This is a genomic window from Marinobacter sp. (assembly GCF_048269445.1).
Lineage (GTDB): Bacteria > Pseudomonadota > Gammaproteobacteria > Pseudomonadales > Oleiphilaceae > Marinobacter.
Map to the genome: position 1 here is coordinate 268439 of NZ_JBLXIQ010000002.1, position 17438 is coordinate 285876.

Sequence of the window (17438 nt, forward strand, 5' to 3'; positions counted from 1 at the left end):
CTCCCGCCTGTGATGCTGCAATAGATTAGGGTTTAGCGACGATAGGCCGTCTGCCGCTCCAGCCAGGCTTGGCCTAGCTCCATAAAAATGTTGATCAGGTAGTACAGCATCGCGATAACGATGAAAAACTCGAATGGCCGGAAGGTTACGCTGATCGCATACTGAGAGGCATACACCAGCTCAGCCACACCAATAGCGGATAAGACGGACGTATCTTTCACCATTAAAATCATATTGTTGCCCAGCTGCGGGATCGCGCGAATAAAGGCCTGCGGCACAATAATGTAGAAAATGGTGGCACCATGCCCAAAGCCGAGGGACCGTGAAGCTTCATACTGACCGTCGGACACTGATTTGATGGTGGCAATGAAAATGTCGGCGTTGTAGGCCATGTAGTGAAAACCCAGCCCAAGAATGCCAACCAGGATGGCGGGAATCAGAATCCACTCGCCGAGGCCAAAATACAAAAAGTAGAGTTGCAACAGCAGTGGCGTCGTCATGAACAGCCAGATAAAAAAGCGCAATGGCCAGCTCAGAACCTTATTGATATAAATGGAAATCACCGCCACCACCAGCCCACCCACAATAGACATGAATGCAACGACGAGGGCTACCAGGAAACCCACACCCAGGCCTTTCAGCAAGGTAGGGAAATAGGTTATGACCGGACCGAAATCAAATTCCATCTCTGCGTCCTTCTATTGGGTTGTGTAGCGCGTCGCGCGACGATAGGCCAGTTCGATGATGCCCATCACCGCGTAGACAATGACGATGTACATCAATGCACTGAGAGTGAAAATCTCCAGCGGCTTGTAGGTCGAACCGATCAGGCGCTGTGCCTGATAAGTCAACTCAACCACCGAGATGATGGAAACCAGAGAGGAGTTTTTCACCAGTACAATGGCCAACACCCCGACAGAACGAATCATCAGTGCGGCAGCTTGCGGCAACACGACAGACACCATCGTGTGTACCTTGCCAAACCCAAGTGACCTGGCTGCTTCCGCCTGGCCTTTATCCACCGATTCAATAGAGCCGCGAATCGCTTCACTCATATAGGCGCCAATGTTGAAAGCGCCCACGACGACACCGCACGTGAAGGGATCAAGCTTTAAGCCAATACTGGGGCCACCATAAAACACCAGCAATAATTGGACGAAATAGGGGGTCCCGCGAACCACGCTGATATAGCCACGGGCAAACCAGCGGATGGGTGCAAAGCGAAAAGACTGCAGGAAGACCAGCCCACAGGCGACGAAAAATCCAAAGAGCAGTGCACGGGCCGAGATATCGATCGTGACCCAGGCCGCCTTGATCAGCAAGGGCGTGACCTCGACCATCAGGTTGAAATCCATGGTCTTACCTTTTCGCTGTTATTGGTAATACATCGTTCGAAGTGGTGACCCAGGGGAGAGCCTTAAAGCGCAGGCTGCAACTGGCTCCCCCCTTGCCCGGCCTTTACTCGATGTTGGCGCCTTCGCCGATCCACTTATCGACAATGGCCTGGTAAGTACCATCAGCCTTGATTTCTTTAAGGGCTGAATTCAGAGCCTTAAGCAGCTCAGGGTGATTCTTCTGAATGGAAATGGCAGCTGGCCAGCGTGGCAATTCGCCAACGTCTACCATCTTGATGTCGGGTGCATTTTCCTGCATGGCAACCAGCACGGGCACGTCATCAGCGATCATGGCATCGATGCGGCCGGTGGTCAGGCCATTCATCATGTCAGGTAAGCCCTGGAAGGTCTGGTTATGCCATTTGCCGTCAGCGTTTTCCACCGCCCACTGGTTACCGGTTTCACCCAGAGTGGAACCAATACGCTTGCCTGAAAAGTCATCGATGCTATTGATATCGTTGGTATCTCCTTGCACCCAGACTGAGAGGCCCGCGCTGTAGTAGGGATCGGTAAAGTCAACCGCCTGCCGACGTTCTTCTGTGTTGCTCATGCTGCAAATGCAGGCATCAAAACGGCCACCGACCAGGGCGGCGATGATGCCGTTCCAGGGGGAGGACTGTACGTTAACCTCTACACCCATCTTTTCAGCCAGAGCCTTAGCAATATCAACATCAAAGCCAACCAGGTTGCCCTGGGTATCAACAAAGCTGAAGGGAGGGTAAGCGCCGGAATTTACCACCTGAAATACGTCGTCACGGATTTCAGACAGATCACGCGCCTGTGCCGGCATAGCGAACATGACCGCTGCGCTTGTAACGATTGCTGCGACAGCCAGAGATTGAGAGAACTTTTTAGTAAGAGCCTTCATATTCTTCTTCCTGTTCAGACTTTTTTATAAAGCAATGCACACATCAATGCATCGCACCTCTTCACACTGGTTAATGACCATACCCGTTGAGTCAGGATCGGTCGTTTTCATCCGTCCAGATCAATTATAGGTTTAACTGCGTTGTGTGCTGCGCCGGTCACCTCCTCCTCGAGGGCAAACGTCAGCTCCGCTTCGGTCCGGGCCTGCAAATCGGCGTCACTGATCTCGACCAGTTTTTCACGCACCACCAGACCTTGCGGGGTAACGTCCATTACAGCGAGATCAGACACTATGCGGCTGACGCAGGCTTTGGCTGTCAATGGCAGGCTGCAAGACGTCAGGATCTTGGGTCGCCCGTGTTTGTCGGTATGGGTCGTCAGCACAACGATGCGCTGCGTCTTTTGTGCCAGCTCCATAGCGCCACCAATCCCCGGCGAAAATTTGCCCGGAATTTTCCAGTTGGCAAGGTTGCCCTGCTCGTCGACTTCGAAGGCGCCAATCATGGTCAAATCCAGGCGAGCGCGACGAATCAGGGCGAAAGAGACAGCGCTATCGAACAGACTGGCGCCTTCGCGCAGGGAAACATAGGCACCGGCGGCATCAATGAGGAAGGGGTCCATTGCTCCTGGCGGACTCTGCTTCCAGGCGCCCAGAATGCCGTTCTCTGAATGGATCTGTACATCGAAGTCGTCCGGTAGGTAACGGATAACCTGCGTTGGCAAACCAATGCCCAGATTGACAATGCTGCCCGGGGTGATTTCATTCACCGCCCGGCTCAAAATGCGTTCAGCGGCGGACATGATGTTCCAGGATCCCGTATTCAGAGGTGAGTGATTCCAGCGGCACAATGCTGTCGACAAAGGCACCCGGCGTATGCACCTGTTCCGGCTTGAATCGGCCCGGCGCGCCGAGATCCGGCGTCTCGACAATAACGTGGTTCGCAGCCATGGCCATCAGAGGGCTGAAATTGATAGCCGAGCCCTGATACACCAGATTGCCGATCCAGTCCGCCTGTGCGGCATGAATAAGCGCGTAGGCAGCCGGCAACGCCATCTCGACCTTGTAGGTCTGGCCTTGCCATTCGAGCAGATCTTCTGGCCGGGTAATCTCGGAATCAATACCGATGTCAGTGAGGAAACCAAAGCTGCCGGCACCGGCAGTGCGAATCTTTTCGGCCAGCATGCCCTGGGGATGAAACGCGACCTCGAGGTCGCCCTGATTCATCAGCTCAATCACGCCTTTGTTCAGGCCAATGTGCGTGGTGATCAACTTGCGCACCTGGCCATTCTCAATCAGCCGGCTCAAGCCATGACCGGGTTCATTGGCATCGTTCTTGATGATCGTCAGACCGGTCTGCCCCTGACGCACCAATTCGTTGATCAGGCTAAAGGGCGTACCCGGGTTGCCAAAACCACCGACCATGACCACAGCCCCGGAGGGAATGGCGGCGATGGCATTTTCCAGGGTCTGGTTCTTTTTCATGAACAGACCTCCAGCTCCAGCGACGCCTGTTCGAAGGCCGCGAGGCTGTCATCCAGCAGGGAGATTATGTCGTCAATGTCTGAAGCGGTAACCGTCAGAGGCGGCGTAATCAACACATGATCCCCCTCCAGGCCATTCAGGGAACGCCTAGGGTAAATCAGCAGGCCACGGGCCTTGGCCAGGGCCGTGAGCTTGTCGAAAGCATTGAACGAGGCCGGGAACGGCTGTTTTCTGGCCTTGTCCTGCACCAGTTCCACCCCCTGCAACAAGCCAACCCCACGTACATTGCCAATGCAATCGTACTTTTGAGCCAGCTGGTCAAGTTGCTGGCGAAGATAGGTACCTTGCTCTGCGGCATTGCTAACCAGCCGCTCTGAGTCCATCACATCAATAACAGCAAGGCCCGTGGCACAGGCCAGGGGGTTACCGGCGTAGGTATGACCGTGCATGAAACCACCACTGCGGCTCACCTCATCAACCAGCTCCTGACGCGCCATCATGGCGGCTATGGGGTAATAGCCGGAACCGAGCCCTTTGGCCAGCGCGATAATGTCGGGCACCACACCAAAATGCTGGTAAGCAAACCAGGCGCCGGTGCGACCCATGCCGCTGAGCACTTCGTCCAGGATCAACAGGCAACCGTAACGGTCACACAAAGCCCGCACCCCTTCCATATAGGCCCTGGTGACCATGCGCCCTCCAGTGCTGGCACCGCCCACCGGCTCCAGCGCCACGGCGGCGATGGTTTCCGGGCCCGCCGCCAGAATGGCGCTTTCGGTCTGTTCCAGCACCGATGCAATGTGTTCTTCAGCGCTGGCTTCCTGGTAACGGTACAAGTCCGGAGAGGGCACTTTGACCGAGCCAAGAGTGATTGAGCGATAAGGTGCCTCCAGGGGTTCGTATCCGGTCAGCCCCAGTGCTCCGATGGTACTGCCGTGATAGGAAGGGCGCAGCGACACAAACTTGCAACGCTCCGGCTGCCCTTTGGCGACAAAATACTGGACCGCCAGTTTGATTGCACTCTCGACCGCCTCTGAACCACTGCCGACAAAAAAGACTTTGTCGAGCTCACCGTCTGTGAGATCGACCAATCGGGTAGCCAGGTCGAGCGCGACCTGGCTTTCGAACTGGGTGCGATAGCTGAAAGCAACCTTATCGAGCTGCTCAACCATGGCGCGTTTTACGGCGGGGTGATTGTGGCCAACATTACAGGTGATGGCTCCTGAGCAGGCATCGATGTAACGACGACCTGTGGTATCCCACATATAGATGCCATCGGCATGGCTGACCAGCGGCATGTCATTGCTGGTCAAGTAGAACAAAGCGTTGCTGGACATGGCATCAATGACCCTTGGGAAATCGGTGTTTTTTTAATCTATTTTCATTAAAGAACAGCTACAACTTAATTTCAATGCATAATGTTTATTCATTATTTGATGATTTAAACTCATGTTATAAGCTATAAAAACAACCGTCGGGACCAGCCAATATGAGTGATATAAACCTTAACTCTCTGAAATCTCTCCTCATTTTTAAAACGCTGTATGAGACCGGCACCGCGACACGGACCGCCAGGGATTTGGGCATTACTCAGTCTGGTGTCAGTCGATCTCTGGCACAGTTGGAAGAAAATATTGGAATTCCGCTTTTCATGCGGCACAAGAAGCGGCTGGTCGCGCTGCCTGAGGCCGATGAGCTCTATGGTGAGATTCTTGGTTTGCTGAGCAACCTGGAGAACATGAAGCACAGCATTGTGTCACTGCGTGAGTTTGGCGCTTCGCGTATACGCATCGCCTCGGCACCGGCTCTGGGTTTTGCCTATGTCCCCAAAACCATCGCCCGCATCCTGAGTGACAACCCTAAATACAGCATCTATCTGGACATCATGCCCAGCCCGGAAGTGGTGCGGGCGGTTGAAGCGGGTTATTTCGATGTCGGATTTGTCACCCTTCCGGTTACCAGTCAGGTGTTGGCGGTTGATGAGTTGATCTCAACCGAAGCCGTGTGCCTGATGCCCAAAAACCACAGCCTGGCCAAAGCCGAAGTGATCACAACAGAGGACCTGAAAGGCCAGCATCTGGTCATACCCAACCAGCCCAACCTGGCAGCCGACCAGCTCCTGCTGCACCTGTCGGAGAAGAACATTCGCATTGCCGGTAAAACCGAAGCCAACATCGCTGCCATTTGCTCACTGGTCGCAAACGGTGTCGGCATCACCCTGATCAACCCCATTACAGCTTACGACCACCAGGCTGCCCGCAATGACCTTCTGATAAAGCCGTTCAAGCCGGCCTTTCACTATCGTTTTGGACTGGTGTACAAGCAGAAATGGGTGAACAATCGGTTGATCGGTTTGCTCAAGGAAATGATACCGGAGTTACCGGACCACCTCGTGGCGAAACAGATGCACTCCGGAGTCATGGAAACCCCGACCACCTGAACCATTTAGCTTCAGCTCTCAGCCAAAGAAAGTAACTCGGAACCAGTTAACTGATAACCAATCCATTCACTTTTGGGTTTAGCACCAAGTGATTTATAAAATTCAATAGCAGTTTCGTTCCATTCAAGAACACTCCATTCAAGCCTTCCACACCGATTATCCAAAGCAATCTTAGCCAAATATTTTAGAATGCACTTTCCTGCCCCTGTACCTCGCTCCGAACGAGTGACATACACATCTTCAAGGTAGAGACCATGCCTTCCTAACCAGGTTGAATAATTGAAAAAATAAACAGCAAAACCAATTGGCTCACCTTTTTTCTCACAAATAACAGCTTTTGTAGAAGAATCTTTAGCAAAGATCGAATTCTCAATAGACGACTCAGTAGCGAGGACTTCATTTTCAGATTTCTGATATTTTGCTAATTCTTTAACAAACCTGAGAATTAAACCTGAGTCATCTTTATTTGCTTCTCGTATTACAACTGACATTACCGCTCCGATCTGGTTATTTTATAAAGGACATGCTCAGAAATTGGGTTACTGGATGCTATATCCGGGTGCTTAAAACCATTGTGAGTGTTGGTCATGCCCAACGGCGAGCGACGCAGTAGCGAGTCCGGGGAAAGCCGCAGCGAATTGATGCTCTTTGTTAAACATGGCTTCATTCCTGCGAAGAACTATCTATAGGCACTATTTCGAATTTGGTTAGGTCTTCTTACAGGCGCCAGGTGCAAGTCTGACTTATTTATTAAAAACAGCACCTTAAACACCAATTACCACGGCTACCGCCGAAGTTATACGCCCTCTTCTGAGCCACTCCTGCTCTCACCACAGGCGTATAACTCCGCCATTCCTTTTCCAACTTTTCAACCCTATCAGATAGTTACCTTCTTTTCTCACCCGGTATCCCGGAGTTTTGCGAACGCGTTCGTATTACTTCGGCACGCACTCCCAGCGTAGTGCAGTTTCACGTTTCTGCTGTCAGTCTGTCCGGCGGCGCTGTGGGCTGGTATTGTCTGGTCCCGAATTCGTGCGGTACTGGAGATTCACTGTGAAAAGTTGGTTATTTCTGGGCATTGCCATTGTTGCGGAAGTGGTGGCAACCAGTGGGCTGAAAGCCAGTGAAGGGTTCACCAAACTTTGGCCCAGCCTGCTGGTGATTGCAGGCTATACCGTTGCCTTTTACTTCCTCTCGATCACACTGAAAGAAATCCCGGTAGGCGTGGCCTATGCCATCTGGGCGGGGCTGGGTATTGTGCTGGTGGCGTTTATCGGCTGGCTGATTTACGGGCAGACTCTGGATGCCGCCAGTGTGATTGGTATGGCGCTGATCATCACCGGTGTTGCGGTGATCAATCTGTTTTCCAAGTCAGTCGCTCACTGATCTGTCGGCAAAACCGGAGCCCCTCTCCATGCATCTCTCTTTCTGGCTCACCACCGCCCTGCTCTTTCCGGTACTGCTGTACCAGGGCAAGCGGGTGCGCCGCACAACGCCCAGGCTGCCCGAGGCTGGAGGGGCTCCGGGTGGTCAATATGGGGAAGGCGCCCCTGCAAGGCGGGTTCTGGTGATTGGCGAATCAACGGCGGCCGGTGTCGGCGTTGAAACCCATGATCAGGGCCTGGCCAGCCAGTTGGCGCGCCAGATTCATGAGCACACCGGCCAGACCATTGCCTGGCACACGTTCGGTATCAACGGCAGTCGGCTTGGGGCCTTGGTTGGCGAGCTGAAAACGACTGAACTGCCAGAAGCGGATATGGTGTTGTTGAGCATGGGGGTGAACGACACCACGGGATTCACCCCCCGTTTTCGTTTCCGCCGGCAGTTGCGGGACTTGCGCCAATTGCTCGCACCACGGTATTCGGGGCCCATGCTGCTGCTCAGCGTGCCGCCCATGCACCTGTTCACGGCGCTGCCTTGCCCGCTTCGATATGTGGTGGGTTGGCGCGCCCGGCAGCTGGACAGGGTCTACCAACACCTCGCCAGAGAAGCCTCTGCAGACTTTTTCTATGTGGACTACCCAACCGTGACCGATTCGACCCTGCTCGCCAGCGATGGCTACCACCCGGGGCCGGAGGGCTACGCATATATGGCCGCGTCAATCGCCCCCCGCATCGAGGTGTCCTGAGTTCCTGCTGAGAAGCAAGGGCGACCGCTGTCCTGCTCCCCAAGTGAGCCATTCGCTCTCTGGGGGATGCTTCCCTTGTTACCTCTTCTTTTTCGCCTGACAATGGCCCCTTAGCAAAACGCCAGGACCGCCCCAACATGCTCGAACAATTCTCCCTGATACCGGAAAACTTTACCTTACCGGCTTCCCTGCTCAGGCCGATCATTAGCACTGTCCTTCTGGTGGTGGCCATTGTCATTATGCGCACCCTGACGGCCCGGTTCATTCGCCACAATGTTGCATCGTCGGAACTGCGGGGCCGCTTGCTGGTGAATTTCCGCAATGGCTTTTTACTTCTTGGCATTCTTGGTGTGGCATTGATATGGGGCGATCAGATTCGCTCCCTGGCGTTGTCGATTGTCGCTATTGCTGTTGCGTTTGTGGTTGCGACCAAGGAACTGATCCTTTGTATCTCCGGCTCGATCCTTAAAAGCGGCGCCGGTTCATTCAATCTGGGTGATCGCATCCAGATCAAGGATTTTCGCGGCGACGTGATCGACCAGACCCTTCTGGCAACGACGATTCTGGAGGTGGGGCCCGGAAAAACCGGGCACCAGCGTACCGGTCGAATGATCGTTATTCCGAACGCGCTGTTCGTTGCCGAACCCGTGATCAACGAGAGCTTTACCGATCACTGGGATTTTCATGTTTTTACCATTCCTTTTAAACGGGAAGACGACTGGCAGGCAGCCCAGAAAGCACTTCTGGAGGCTGCTAACCGCCACTGTGCTCCCTACCTCGAGTCAGTTCGCAAGCACATGCAAAAGGTGGGTGTATCCAGGGGGCTGGAGGTGCCATCGGTGGACCCGAGAGTCACCATCCAGGCACCGGTAGCGAACGAGATTCACCTCGTCGTGCGCCTGCCCGCCAAATCCGGCCAACGCAGCTACATTGAGCAGGCAATCCTGTCCGAGGTGTTTTCAAGCGTCGACTTCTCGCACAAAAAACCTCAGACGTCTGATGACGCCACGGACGATAAAGCCCCCTAGTGTCTGGTGCTCGTTCCGTTGATCGAGAGCGCCCGGCACACCACGCGGGCCAACGCCGGGAAAGGTTGAGCAGGCCAGAAAAAATCAGTTTCCGACTCTGAATCTGGTGATATATTGAACAAGCCAGCCAAAACCTTTTCTGGTGGTAGTGAGACCAAGCGTGCCCGAAGGATGCGTTTTTTGCTGCTGTCACCCGCCTGCCACTTGTGATCTCGTTGGAGTCAGCCCGAAGGGCTATGGCTTTCTGGCCATTATGGCCTTTGAAAATGCCAAACGGCGCTGTCATGGAGGAATGAGATCATGAAGCCTGCTGTCTGTTTGTTTCGCTCTGCCGGCACACTCTGTGCGCTGGCTTTTCTGAGTATTGCCGGTACCACCCTGGCTGCTGAGCCTGCGGTCCACACCGGTGCACCCGTGGCAGTGGGTAACGGCACTGCACGGGTGGTGGTGACAACCAATGGAATGAATGAACCGGAATCCGTCTCCGTGGTCCTGACCAGGGATGCGCTCCAGGGCCTGCCCCAGGTCCAGGGTGAGCAGATGGTCTGGGAATATTCCTTACCCATGCCGGATACCGGTCCGCGCACGGGCTTCGACCACGTGGTGTTTGACTGGAACCCGGTCGGGCATATTCCGGAAGGGGTCTACAACGTTCCCCATTTTGACGTGCATTTCTATCTGATCAGCGGTGGTGAACGTGAAGCCATAACCTTCCACGGCGAAGGCCGTGAACTGGCTATGGCGGCACCAGACCCACAACTGGTTCCGGCTGGCTATGTCATCCCCCCGGATGCCGCCGTGGACCGGATGGGAATGCATGGTCTTGATCCCACAGGGCATGAATTCAACGGCCAACCCTTCAGCCACAATTTCATCTACGGCTATTACAAAGGCGAGCTGATGTTTGTTGAGCCGATGGTGTCGATGGCCTTTCTGGAGTCGCTTCCGGAAATGACTACACCTGTGAAGCAACCCCAGCGGTACAGCTACCCGGCCTGGTATCCGGCCACCTACCGGATCGGATTTGATGCCGGTAAGGGTGAGTACACCATCGCGCTCCAGAACCTGGCCAGGTTTGACTGAGGAACAGTAAAGAATTTATTCGTCTCGGTGTCGATGTCCGGTTGCGTTGCGCGACTAACCAGTGAAGCCAACCCATTTTTCACTGGAGACCAATACGATGAAATACATGTTGATGCGCAAGGCCGATGCCGACACCGAGAAGGGCGTAATGCCGTCCGAAGACCTCCTGCAGTCGATGGCGGACTACAATGAGCGTTTGACCCAGGCCGGGGTTTTTGCAGGGGGCCAGGGATTGAGGCCAACGAGCGAAGGGTGCCGCATACAGTTCAGGGGCGGCGAGCCCAACGTTGTTTCCGGGCCATTCGAGCCGGCCGGTGAGCTGCTGGCCGGTTATAGCGTGCTCGAAGTGGATTCACTGGAAGACGCCATCGCCTGGGCCAAACAATGGCCCCGGGAAGACGCGGGCGGGAATGTGACCCTTGAGCTTCGGCGTTATTTTGAGCTTGAGGATTTCGAACCCGGCCAGGCCCTCGAGCAACATCGTGCCCTGGGACGACTCCCCCAGGAGATGAACGTGCATGTGGCGTTTGCCGGAAACTGTAAAGAAGCCATGGAATTCTACTCGGAGGTAACCGCTGGCAAACTGGAAGCCATGATCACCTATGGGGAAACGCCGGCAGCAGAGGACGTGCCACCAGAGATGCATGGCCGCATCGTGCATTCATCCCTGAATATCCGTGGACGCCGGTTGATGGGCGCTGATATGGCTGGGGACTGCTACCAGCCCCCCCAGGGTGCCCAGATCCACCTTGAATACGACGATCCGGAACAGGCGGAGCGGGTTTTTAACGCGCTGTCGGGCGGGGGCTCGATCATCATGCCGTTCGAGAAAACATTCTGGGCTCATCGCTTTGGAATGGCCACGGATCGATTTGGTATCCAGTGGATGATCAGCAGCCAAATTGAACACTGTCAGTAACCCCACCCGGAGGATCAGCTTGATGACGCATCCGAAGAATACCATTTGCCTCTGGTATGAGAGCGAAGCAGAAGAGGCTGCCCGGTTTTACGCAAAGACCTTCCCCGATTCATCGGTGGGCAGGGTACTGCGTGCGCCGGCGGATTATCCCGCTGGCTCGGAGGGCGATGTCCTTACGGTGGAGTTCACGGTATTGGGCATTCCCTGCCTTGGCCTGAACGGTGGATCGGCCTTCCAGCATAACGAGGCCTTTTCGTTTCAGGTTGCCACTGCGGATCAGGAGGAAACGGATCGCTACTGGAATGCGATCGTTGGCAATGGCGGTGAGGAGAGCGCTTGCGGCTGGTGTAAAGACAAGTGGGGAATCTCATGGCAGATCACCCCGGTCGCTCTCACCGAAGCGATAAATGATTCAGACCCCGCCGCTGCCAAGCGAGCCTTCGAAGCCATGATGACCATGGCCAAGATCGACATCGCCGGCATTGAGGCGGCCCGTCGGGGTTAATGGCGCCTGTTGCGCTTTTCAGGGTGCCAGCTTGCGCTTCAGGGCCCTGGAAACCGACAGCGGCAGGCTGGGCAATGACCGCAGCATCCACGGCAGTATCCGGCGCTTCACCCCGCTCAGGGATTCCGGGATCACGGCTTCAATGAGGTGTGGTCCCGGCATTCTCTGGGCGTATTCCAGGGCTTTTGCCATTTCCTCGGCGGTGTACACACGCACCCCATGAACACCCATGCCGTTGGCCATTTCCGCGAAGTTAATTACCGGACCGCGCAGGTCCAGCTGGGACTTGGCCTTCTCTCCGGCCTCTTCCGCGCCTACCCGCTCCAGTTCGATGTTGAGCACGGAGTAGGAGGCGTTGTTGAAGATGATGGAGGTGACGTTCAGCTGCTCCCGGGCCATGGTCCAGAGGGCCTGGATGGTGTACATGGCGGTGCCGTCTCCGATCAGGGCGATGACCGGCCGGTCCGGGCAGGCCACGGCAGCACCCACGGCATTGGGCAGGCCTTGGCCGATGGCGCCGCCGGTGAGGGTAAGCATGTCGTGGCGGGGCGCGCCGGCGGTCATTACCGAGAGCATCAGGCTGGAGGTGATGCCTTCGTCCACGATGATGGCGTTCTCGGGCATCAGTTCACCCACCGCCTTGCAGACCTTTTCAGCGGTGAGCTTGCCCCGGGGCCGGCCCGGTCGTTTTTCCGGCTGTAGCTTTGGTTGACTCTGGCTGGCACCCACGGCGTCGTTGAGTTTGTTCAGGCTGGCCAGGATGTCCTGGTCCGGGGCAGCCAGGGTATGCACCTCGCAGGTATCCGGCACCAGATAGCTCTTCTTGCCGGGATAGGCAAAGAAGGAGACCGGCGCCTTGGCGTCCACCAGGATCAGTTGCTCCACGTCCGTCAGCTGCACCGTGGCCAGCTCGGCCAGGTAGGCCAGGCGTTCTATGTAAGGCAGGCCGGCGCCACGCTCCATACGGGTGGGGAAGGTTTCTGCCAGCAGGGTAACGCCGCTGTGTGCGGCCAGTTTGGCGGCGGCCATCATGCTGGGTTCGCGCAGGGAATGACCGCCCATCAACAGGGCGGTTTTCTTGCCGGAGCGGATGGCCTTGGCAATGGCTTCCACCGTGGCATCGTCTGCCGGCTCTGGTGTCGGCGGCGCCATGGGCGCACTGGGCACTCCGCCCTCCCCCCAGGACACGTCGGCCGGCAGTATCAGTGTGGCGACCTGCCCGGGTGCCGTGCGGGCAGCGGCGATGGCTTCGGCGGCGTCCTGGCACAGGGTTTCGGTGCTCTTGGCCGTGCGGACAAACCCCGGGGACACGTTGCGGGCCACGGTCTCGATATCAGACTGCAGCTGGGCATCGTATTTCACGTGGTAGGTGGCGTGGTCGCCCACAATGTTCAGTACCGGCACTTTGCCCTTCCGGGCGTTATGAAGGTTGGCCAGGCCATTACCCAGCCCGCAACCCAGGTGCAACAGGGTGGCGGCGGGTTTGTCCGCCATGCGAGCGTAACCGTCAGCGGCGCCGGTGGCGACCCCCTCGAACAGGGCAAGCACCGCCCGCATTTTCGGCTCATCATCCAGGGCGGCGACAAAGTGCATCTCGCTGGTGCCGGGGTTGCTGAAGCAGACCTCAACACCGGCGTCCACCAGGGTTTTCATCAGGGCTTGAGCGCCGTTTGTCATTGTTGTTCTCCAAGCTTTCCGGGTTCGGGGTTTGCGTTTCTATCCAGTTGGTCTGTGCCAATGTCGGCAATTCGGGTAACGCCGGTCAGGGTCATGGCCAGTCGCAGTTCCTGCTGGAGACTGGCCAGCAGGTTGTTCAACCCGGCCTCACCGGCGCCGGCCAATGCCCAGGCCCAGGGGCGGCCGATCATTACGCCCCGGGCACCGAGCGCCAGGGCACGGAAGATATCCACACCGCTGCGAACGCCGCCATCCACAAGAATTTCCGTTTCCGGGCCAACGGCGGCCACTATGTCCGGCAACTTGCCTGCGCCGGAGGCAACACCGTCCAGCTGACGGCCACCGTGGTTGGAGACGATGATGCCGTCTGCCCCCACATTGACCGCCTGGCGAGCGTCTTCTCCATCCAGGATGCCTTTGAGTAGCAGGGTGCCCTTCCAGTGACTGCGCAGCCATTCAATATCATTCCAGGTCACCGTGGGATCGAACTGAGCATCAATCCAGGCCTTGAACGCATCCAGATCCCCGGCACCCGGCACCACATCACTGAGGTTGCCGAAATTCAGCGGCCCGCCGCGCATGGCGACATCCCACAGCCAGGCGGGGCGGGACAGCAACTGAACAGCCTTCAGGGCTTTCGCGCGGGGTCCGGTGCTGGAGAGGCCATTACGGAAGTCGCGATGGCGCATCCCCGGCTGCGGCAGATCGACGGTAAACACCAGTGTCCGGCAGCCAGCTGCCCAGGCTTTCTCGAGCAGGGCTTCAATGCGGGCCCGATCACGAATCATGTAAAGCTGAAACCACGCAGCCCTGGAAACGGCGGCCTGAACTTCTTCCACCGGGCAGATGCCGACGGTGGACAAGGTGAACGGAATACCGGCGGATTCCGCGCTGCGGGCCGCCTGCACTTCCCCACGCCTGGCCATCATGCCGGCCAGGCCTAGCGGTGCCAGAACCACGGGCATGGCACAGGACTCCCCGGCCAGTGTGGTTGTGGTATCCACCTGGTCGACATTCTTCAATACCCGCTGGCGCAATTTTATGTTGTGCCACTCGGTTTCATTGGCGCGGAGGGTCTGTTCGTCTGTTGCACCTCCGTCCAGGTAATCGAACAGGAACTGGGGCAACCGGGCGCGGGCCATTTCACGGTAGTCTTCAGCCGTAGCCGGGTAGGTAAGCTTCAACGTCATAGAGTTCAACCTCCGGCCACAATGGAGCGCACCGCTGCCCGGGCCGTCATGATGCACCCGGGCAGGAAGGTGCCTTCCAGGGAGCGTTTTCCGTTGGCGCCACCGCCACCAAAGCCTGCGGCCTCGCCCACACAGTACAGGCCTTCAACCGGCTTTCCATGGGCGTTGAGGATGCGACTCTGCAGATCGGTTTGCAGTCCGCCCAGGCTCTTTCGGGTGATCAGCTGCATGCGGATGACGATGTAGGGGCCGGCGCCCGGTTTCTGCAGGGGCGCCGGTTTGCAGGTGCGCAGCCGGTCTGGCTTCCATTCCCGGGCGTGCTGGATCATTCGGATCTGGGCATCGTTATGCAGGCTGGTGCCGCTGGCGAAATTGGCATCAAAGGCATCGGCAGTGGCCTGGAGCGTGCCCGGGTTGATGTCGTGGGAACAGGTCAGCGCGTTCATCTTGTCGGCCAGATCGGCGAGGTTGTCCGCCACCAGGAAGTCCCGGCTTTCGTGCTGCATCTGGCGCACCAGATTATGGTTGCCCAGCAACAGCTCTTTCACGAACAGCGTAAACTGTTTGTCCCGAATGCGGGCGTTGTGTTCGGCGCCGGAAATGGCAAATTCCTTGGCGGCAATGCGCCAGTTCAGCAGGTGCCAGGTCCAGGGTTTTTCCTGTTCTGCCACCCGCTGACACAGCCAGTGGGTATCGAAGCCGGTCACCAGGGGTTCCGGGCCGATACGCTCGCCCCGGTGGTTCAGCCACAGGGAGGATTTGCAGGGAATGGTGGAAAGGCCGTGGCCGGGAAAGTGCGGGTACGGATGCGGGAAGCCGGCCGCGTAATTCCACATTTCGCCGGCGTGGGTAATCTTACCCCCGAGGGTGTCGGCCACCCAGTGATGCATGTGGCCGTCGGCATAGGGGTGAGCACCGTTCAACATGCGGGTTGGTTGTGGGCGGTCAACCGGCCAGTTGGCGCGGCATTCCTTGTGGCTGCCGTTGATACCGCCGGTGGCCAGAACCACGGCCGTCGCAGCCAGGCGGACTTCCTCCCCGGTGGCCTCGTTGATGGCCAGGGCGCCGCTCACTTTGCCAGCTTCGTGATCCAGTTCGATGATGCGGTGCTGGTGCAGCAGGGTAAGTTTGCCGCTGGTGTTCTCCCGGTGCAGCGCCGTCACCAGGCAACGGACCAGTTCCCGGGCAGTGCCCCAGACCACATGATAACGGGGCAGTCGGTTGCCATCGCCGAAACGGCCACGTTCGACCCAGTTTACCGCCGGCAGGAATTTGATGCCCTCCTCGCTGAGCCAGTCGTACACCTCGGTGCGGGAATGCTCCACGTAGTACCGGGCCCACTGCAGGGGCAATTCATCGTCGGGGGCCAGCTCGCCAAAGCTGAGCCAGTCGCCCAGGGCAACCTCCGGTGTGTCGGCAATCCTCATGCGCTTTTGCAGTGGCGTTCCCACCAGCATCATACCGCCAAAGGCCCACAGTGCCAGGCCACCCATACGCTCCGGGGTATCCCGATCTGCCAGGGTTACCGACTTGCCAGCGCGCAAACCTTCAAGTGCCGCGACAATGCCAGCCAACCCGCCGCCGACCACCAGAATGTCTGAGGAAATTACCTTGGCCATAATGCGCATCCGACTCGATAGCAATGAGTTGTCAGCCCTAAAGATATACCGGTACCATCGCTTTAAAATTGACTTTAGAGGCCAGTAAAATTGACATTAGAGGCCACGGTTTCCATCGGCTGGGTAAATACCGTTATCGCGGCAGCGCAAAGGCTGTCTGTGGCTGAGAGTACCTTGCTGACAACAGCCGGTATTCCGGAGGCTGCCGGCACCCGGGAACGCTGGCCCATTGATGACATCACGCGGCTCTGGCATGCAGCAGAGCGCTGTACTGGCGATCCCGGTTTTGGCCTGAAGGTGGGGGCCGAGTTCACCCCGATGAGCATCAGTAGTGTGGGCTTCGCGCTGCAATCTGCAGCTACCCTGCGCGAAGCCATTGTGATGGTGCAGCGCTTCCAGCGGCTGATCTCCGATGGCGGGCGCTTCCAGATTCTGGCAGGCCATTCCGCCACCTGGCTGGTTTACCATCCCCGGCAGGGAAAACTGGCCTTCAGCCCGCATCAGATTGAGGCCGTGCTGGCTGCGGTAGTCGGGTTTGCCAGTTGGGTAACCGGCACCCGCATGCAGCCTTCACGGGTTCAGTTCAGCCAGCCCCGGCTCGGGCCCCTGGCGGGATACCAGTCGGTGTTCAACTGCCCGGTGGAATTCGATCAGGCGTTCAGCGGTGTGCTGATAGACAATGCCGTTCTGGACCAGCCCCTGCCCCAGGCAGATCCGGAACTCGCGCAGGTGCACGAACGCTACACCACCGCCCGGCTTGCCGCGCTGTCCATTAACAGCGCCTCGGTGCCAGAGATTCGGAGATGGCTGGTGGCCCGCCTGGGCCCGACCCTTCCCCGTAGAGCCGAGGCAGCCGGGGCGTTGGGTATCAGCGAACGGACGCTGGCGCGGCGGCTGCGGGAACAGGGTCAGACTTTCGATGCCCTACTGGATGACGTGCGCCGGGAAAAAGCCCTTCAGGCGGTCGCCGACACCACGATTACCCTGCCGGAAATAGCCGAGGCACTGGGCTTTGCTGAAGTGAGTACCTTCTACCGGGCCTTCCGCCGCTGGACCGGATTGCCGCCGGTTCGCTGGCGCAAAGCCATACTTCGCTGACGGCTCC

The 17438-nt window shown here is 57.4% G+C and carries 18 protein-coding genes; 8 read left to right on the forward strand and 10 right to left on the reverse strand.

The genetic code is table 11. The features are described from left to right. Positions 1 to 32 precede the first annotated feature (32 nt). From ACN0XM_RS04535 to ACN0XM_RS04560, 6 genes are all read right to left on the reverse strand, one after another. The gene (locus ACN0XM_RS04535) at positions 33 to 686 is read right to left on the reverse strand and encodes an amino acid ABC transporter permease (RefSeq protein ID WP_417565728.1); all 654 of its coding nucleotides are present in this window, start codon (positions 684 to 686) and stop codon (positions 33 to 35) included. A gap of 12 nt (positions 687 to 698) precedes the next feature. Beyond that, on the reverse strand, positions 699 to 1355 hold the full coding sequence (locus ACN0XM_RS04540) for an amino acid ABC transporter permease (RefSeq protein ID WP_417565729.1): 657 nt from the start codon (positions 1353 to 1355) through the stop codon (positions 699 to 701). Between the two features lie 103 nt (positions 1356 to 1458). Then, positions 1459 to 2262 (reverse strand): transporter substrate-binding domain-containing protein, encoded by an 804-nt coding sequence (locus tag ACN0XM_RS04545; protein ID WP_417565730.1) that lies wholly within the window; start codon positions 2260 to 2262, stop codon positions 1459 to 1461. A 107-nt stretch (positions 2263 to 2369) separates the two neighbouring features. After that, positions 2370 to 3062: a 3-oxoacid CoA-transferase subunit B gene (locus ACN0XM_RS04550; protein ID WP_417565731.1), complete on the reverse strand. Its 693-nt coding sequence runs from the start codon at positions 3060 to 3062 to the stop codon at positions 2370 to 2372. Next, positions 3049 to 3744 carry a CoA transferase subunit A gene (locus ACN0XM_RS04555; protein WP_417565732.1) on the reverse strand — a complete coding sequence of 232 codons (696 nt, stop codon included), beginning with the start codon at positions 3742 to 3744 and terminating at the stop codon, positions 3049 to 3051. The genes ACN0XM_RS04550 and ACN0XM_RS04555 overlap by 14 nt, the downstream gene beginning before the upstream one ends. Further along, on the reverse strand, positions 3741 to 5081 hold the full coding sequence (locus ACN0XM_RS04560; protein WP_417565733.1) for an aspartate aminotransferase family protein: 1341 nt from the start codon (positions 5079 to 5081) through the stop codon (positions 3741 to 3743). Before ACN0XM_RS04560 ends, ACN0XM_RS04555 begins: the two co-directional genes overlap by 4 nt. A gap of 152 nt (positions 5082 to 5233) precedes the next feature. Between ACN0XM_RS04560 and ACN0XM_RS04565 the strand changes: the two genes are divergently transcribed. Continuing rightward, entirely contained in the window at positions 5234 to 6184 is a 951-nt protein-coding gene (locus tag ACN0XM_RS04565) for a LysR family transcriptional regulator (protein WP_417565734.1), read from the forward strand. An 11-nt stretch (positions 6185 to 6195) separates the two neighbouring features. On the opposite strand, the gene ACN0XM_RS04570 is transcribed toward ACN0XM_RS04565, so the two are convergent. Beyond that, positions 6196 to 6675 (reverse strand): GNAT family N-acetyltransferase, encoded by a 480-nt coding sequence (locus tag ACN0XM_RS04570; RefSeq protein WP_417565735.1) that lies wholly within the window; start codon positions 6673 to 6675, stop codon positions 6196 to 6198. 541 nt (positions 6676 to 7216) lie between these two features. Between ACN0XM_RS04570 and ACN0XM_RS04575 the strand changes: the two genes are divergently transcribed. The 6 genes from ACN0XM_RS04575 to ACN0XM_RS04600 all read left to right on the forward strand — a co-directional run bounded on the left by ACN0XM_RS04575 (position 7217) and on the right by ACN0XM_RS04600 (position 11847). Next, on the forward strand, positions 7217 to 7570 hold the full coding sequence (locus tag ACN0XM_RS04575; protein ID WP_417565736.1) for a DMT family transporter: 354 nt from the start codon (positions 7217 to 7219) through the stop codon (positions 7568 to 7570). A 28-nt stretch (positions 7571 to 7598) separates the two neighbouring features. Then, the gene (locus tag ACN0XM_RS04580; protein ID WP_417565737.1) at positions 7599 to 8312 is read left to right on the forward strand and encodes an SGNH/GDSL hydrolase family protein; all 714 of its coding nucleotides are present in this window, start codon (positions 7599 to 7601) and stop codon (positions 8310 to 8312) included. A gap of 137 nt (positions 8313 to 8449) precedes the next feature. After that, positions 8450 to 9340: a mechanosensitive ion channel domain-containing protein gene (locus tag ACN0XM_RS04585; RefSeq protein ID WP_417565738.1), complete on the forward strand. Its 891-nt coding sequence runs from the start codon at positions 8450 to 8452 to the stop codon at positions 9338 to 9340. A gap of 300 nt (positions 9341 to 9640) precedes the next feature. Beyond that, a complete protein-coding gene (locus ACN0XM_RS04590; RefSeq protein WP_417565739.1) occupies positions 9641 to 10423 on the forward strand; it encodes a DUF5602 domain-containing protein in 783 nt (260 codons plus the stop codon). A 97-nt stretch (positions 10424 to 10520) separates the two neighbouring features. Beyond that, the gene (locus ACN0XM_RS04595; RefSeq protein WP_417565740.1) at positions 10521 to 11342 is read left to right on the forward strand and encodes a YciI family protein; all 822 of its coding nucleotides are present in this window, start codon (positions 10521 to 10523) and stop codon (positions 11340 to 11342) included. 22 nt (positions 11343 to 11364) lie between these two features. Further along, a complete protein-coding gene (locus ACN0XM_RS04600; RefSeq protein WP_417565741.1) occupies positions 11365 to 11847 on the forward strand; it encodes a VOC family protein in 483 nt (160 codons plus the stop codon). A gap of 18 nt (positions 11848 to 11865) precedes the next feature. Here the strand turns inward: ACN0XM_RS04600 and ACN0XM_RS04605 are convergent, their stop codons facing one another. From ACN0XM_RS04605 to ACN0XM_RS04615, 3 genes are read right to left on the reverse strand one after another with little or no spacing between them, the layout of a single operon-like run. Next, positions 11866 to 13524, reverse strand: coding sequence for an acetolactate synthase large subunit (locus ACN0XM_RS04605; RefSeq protein ID WP_417565742.1), 1659 nt, complete (start codon positions 13522 to 13524; stop codon positions 11866 to 11868). Then, a complete protein-coding gene (locus ACN0XM_RS04610) occupies positions 13521 to 14714 on the reverse strand; it encodes an L-lactate dehydrogenase (protein ID WP_417565743.1) in 1194 nt (397 codons plus the stop codon). Before ACN0XM_RS04610 ends, ACN0XM_RS04605 begins: the two co-directional genes overlap by 4 nt. A gap of 5 nt (positions 14715 to 14719) precedes the next feature. Next, entirely contained in the window at positions 14720 to 16333 is a 1614-nt protein-coding gene (locus tag ACN0XM_RS04615; protein ID WP_417565744.1) for an FAD-dependent oxidoreductase, read from the reverse strand. A gap of 90 nt (positions 16334 to 16423) precedes the next feature. Between ACN0XM_RS04615 and ACN0XM_RS04620 the strand changes: the two genes are divergently transcribed. Beyond that, on the forward strand, positions 16424 to 17431 hold the full coding sequence (locus ACN0XM_RS04620; protein WP_417565745.1) for an AraC family transcriptional regulator: 1008 nt from the start codon (positions 16424 to 16426) through the stop codon (positions 17429 to 17431). Positions 17432 to 17438 lie beyond the last annotated feature (7 nt).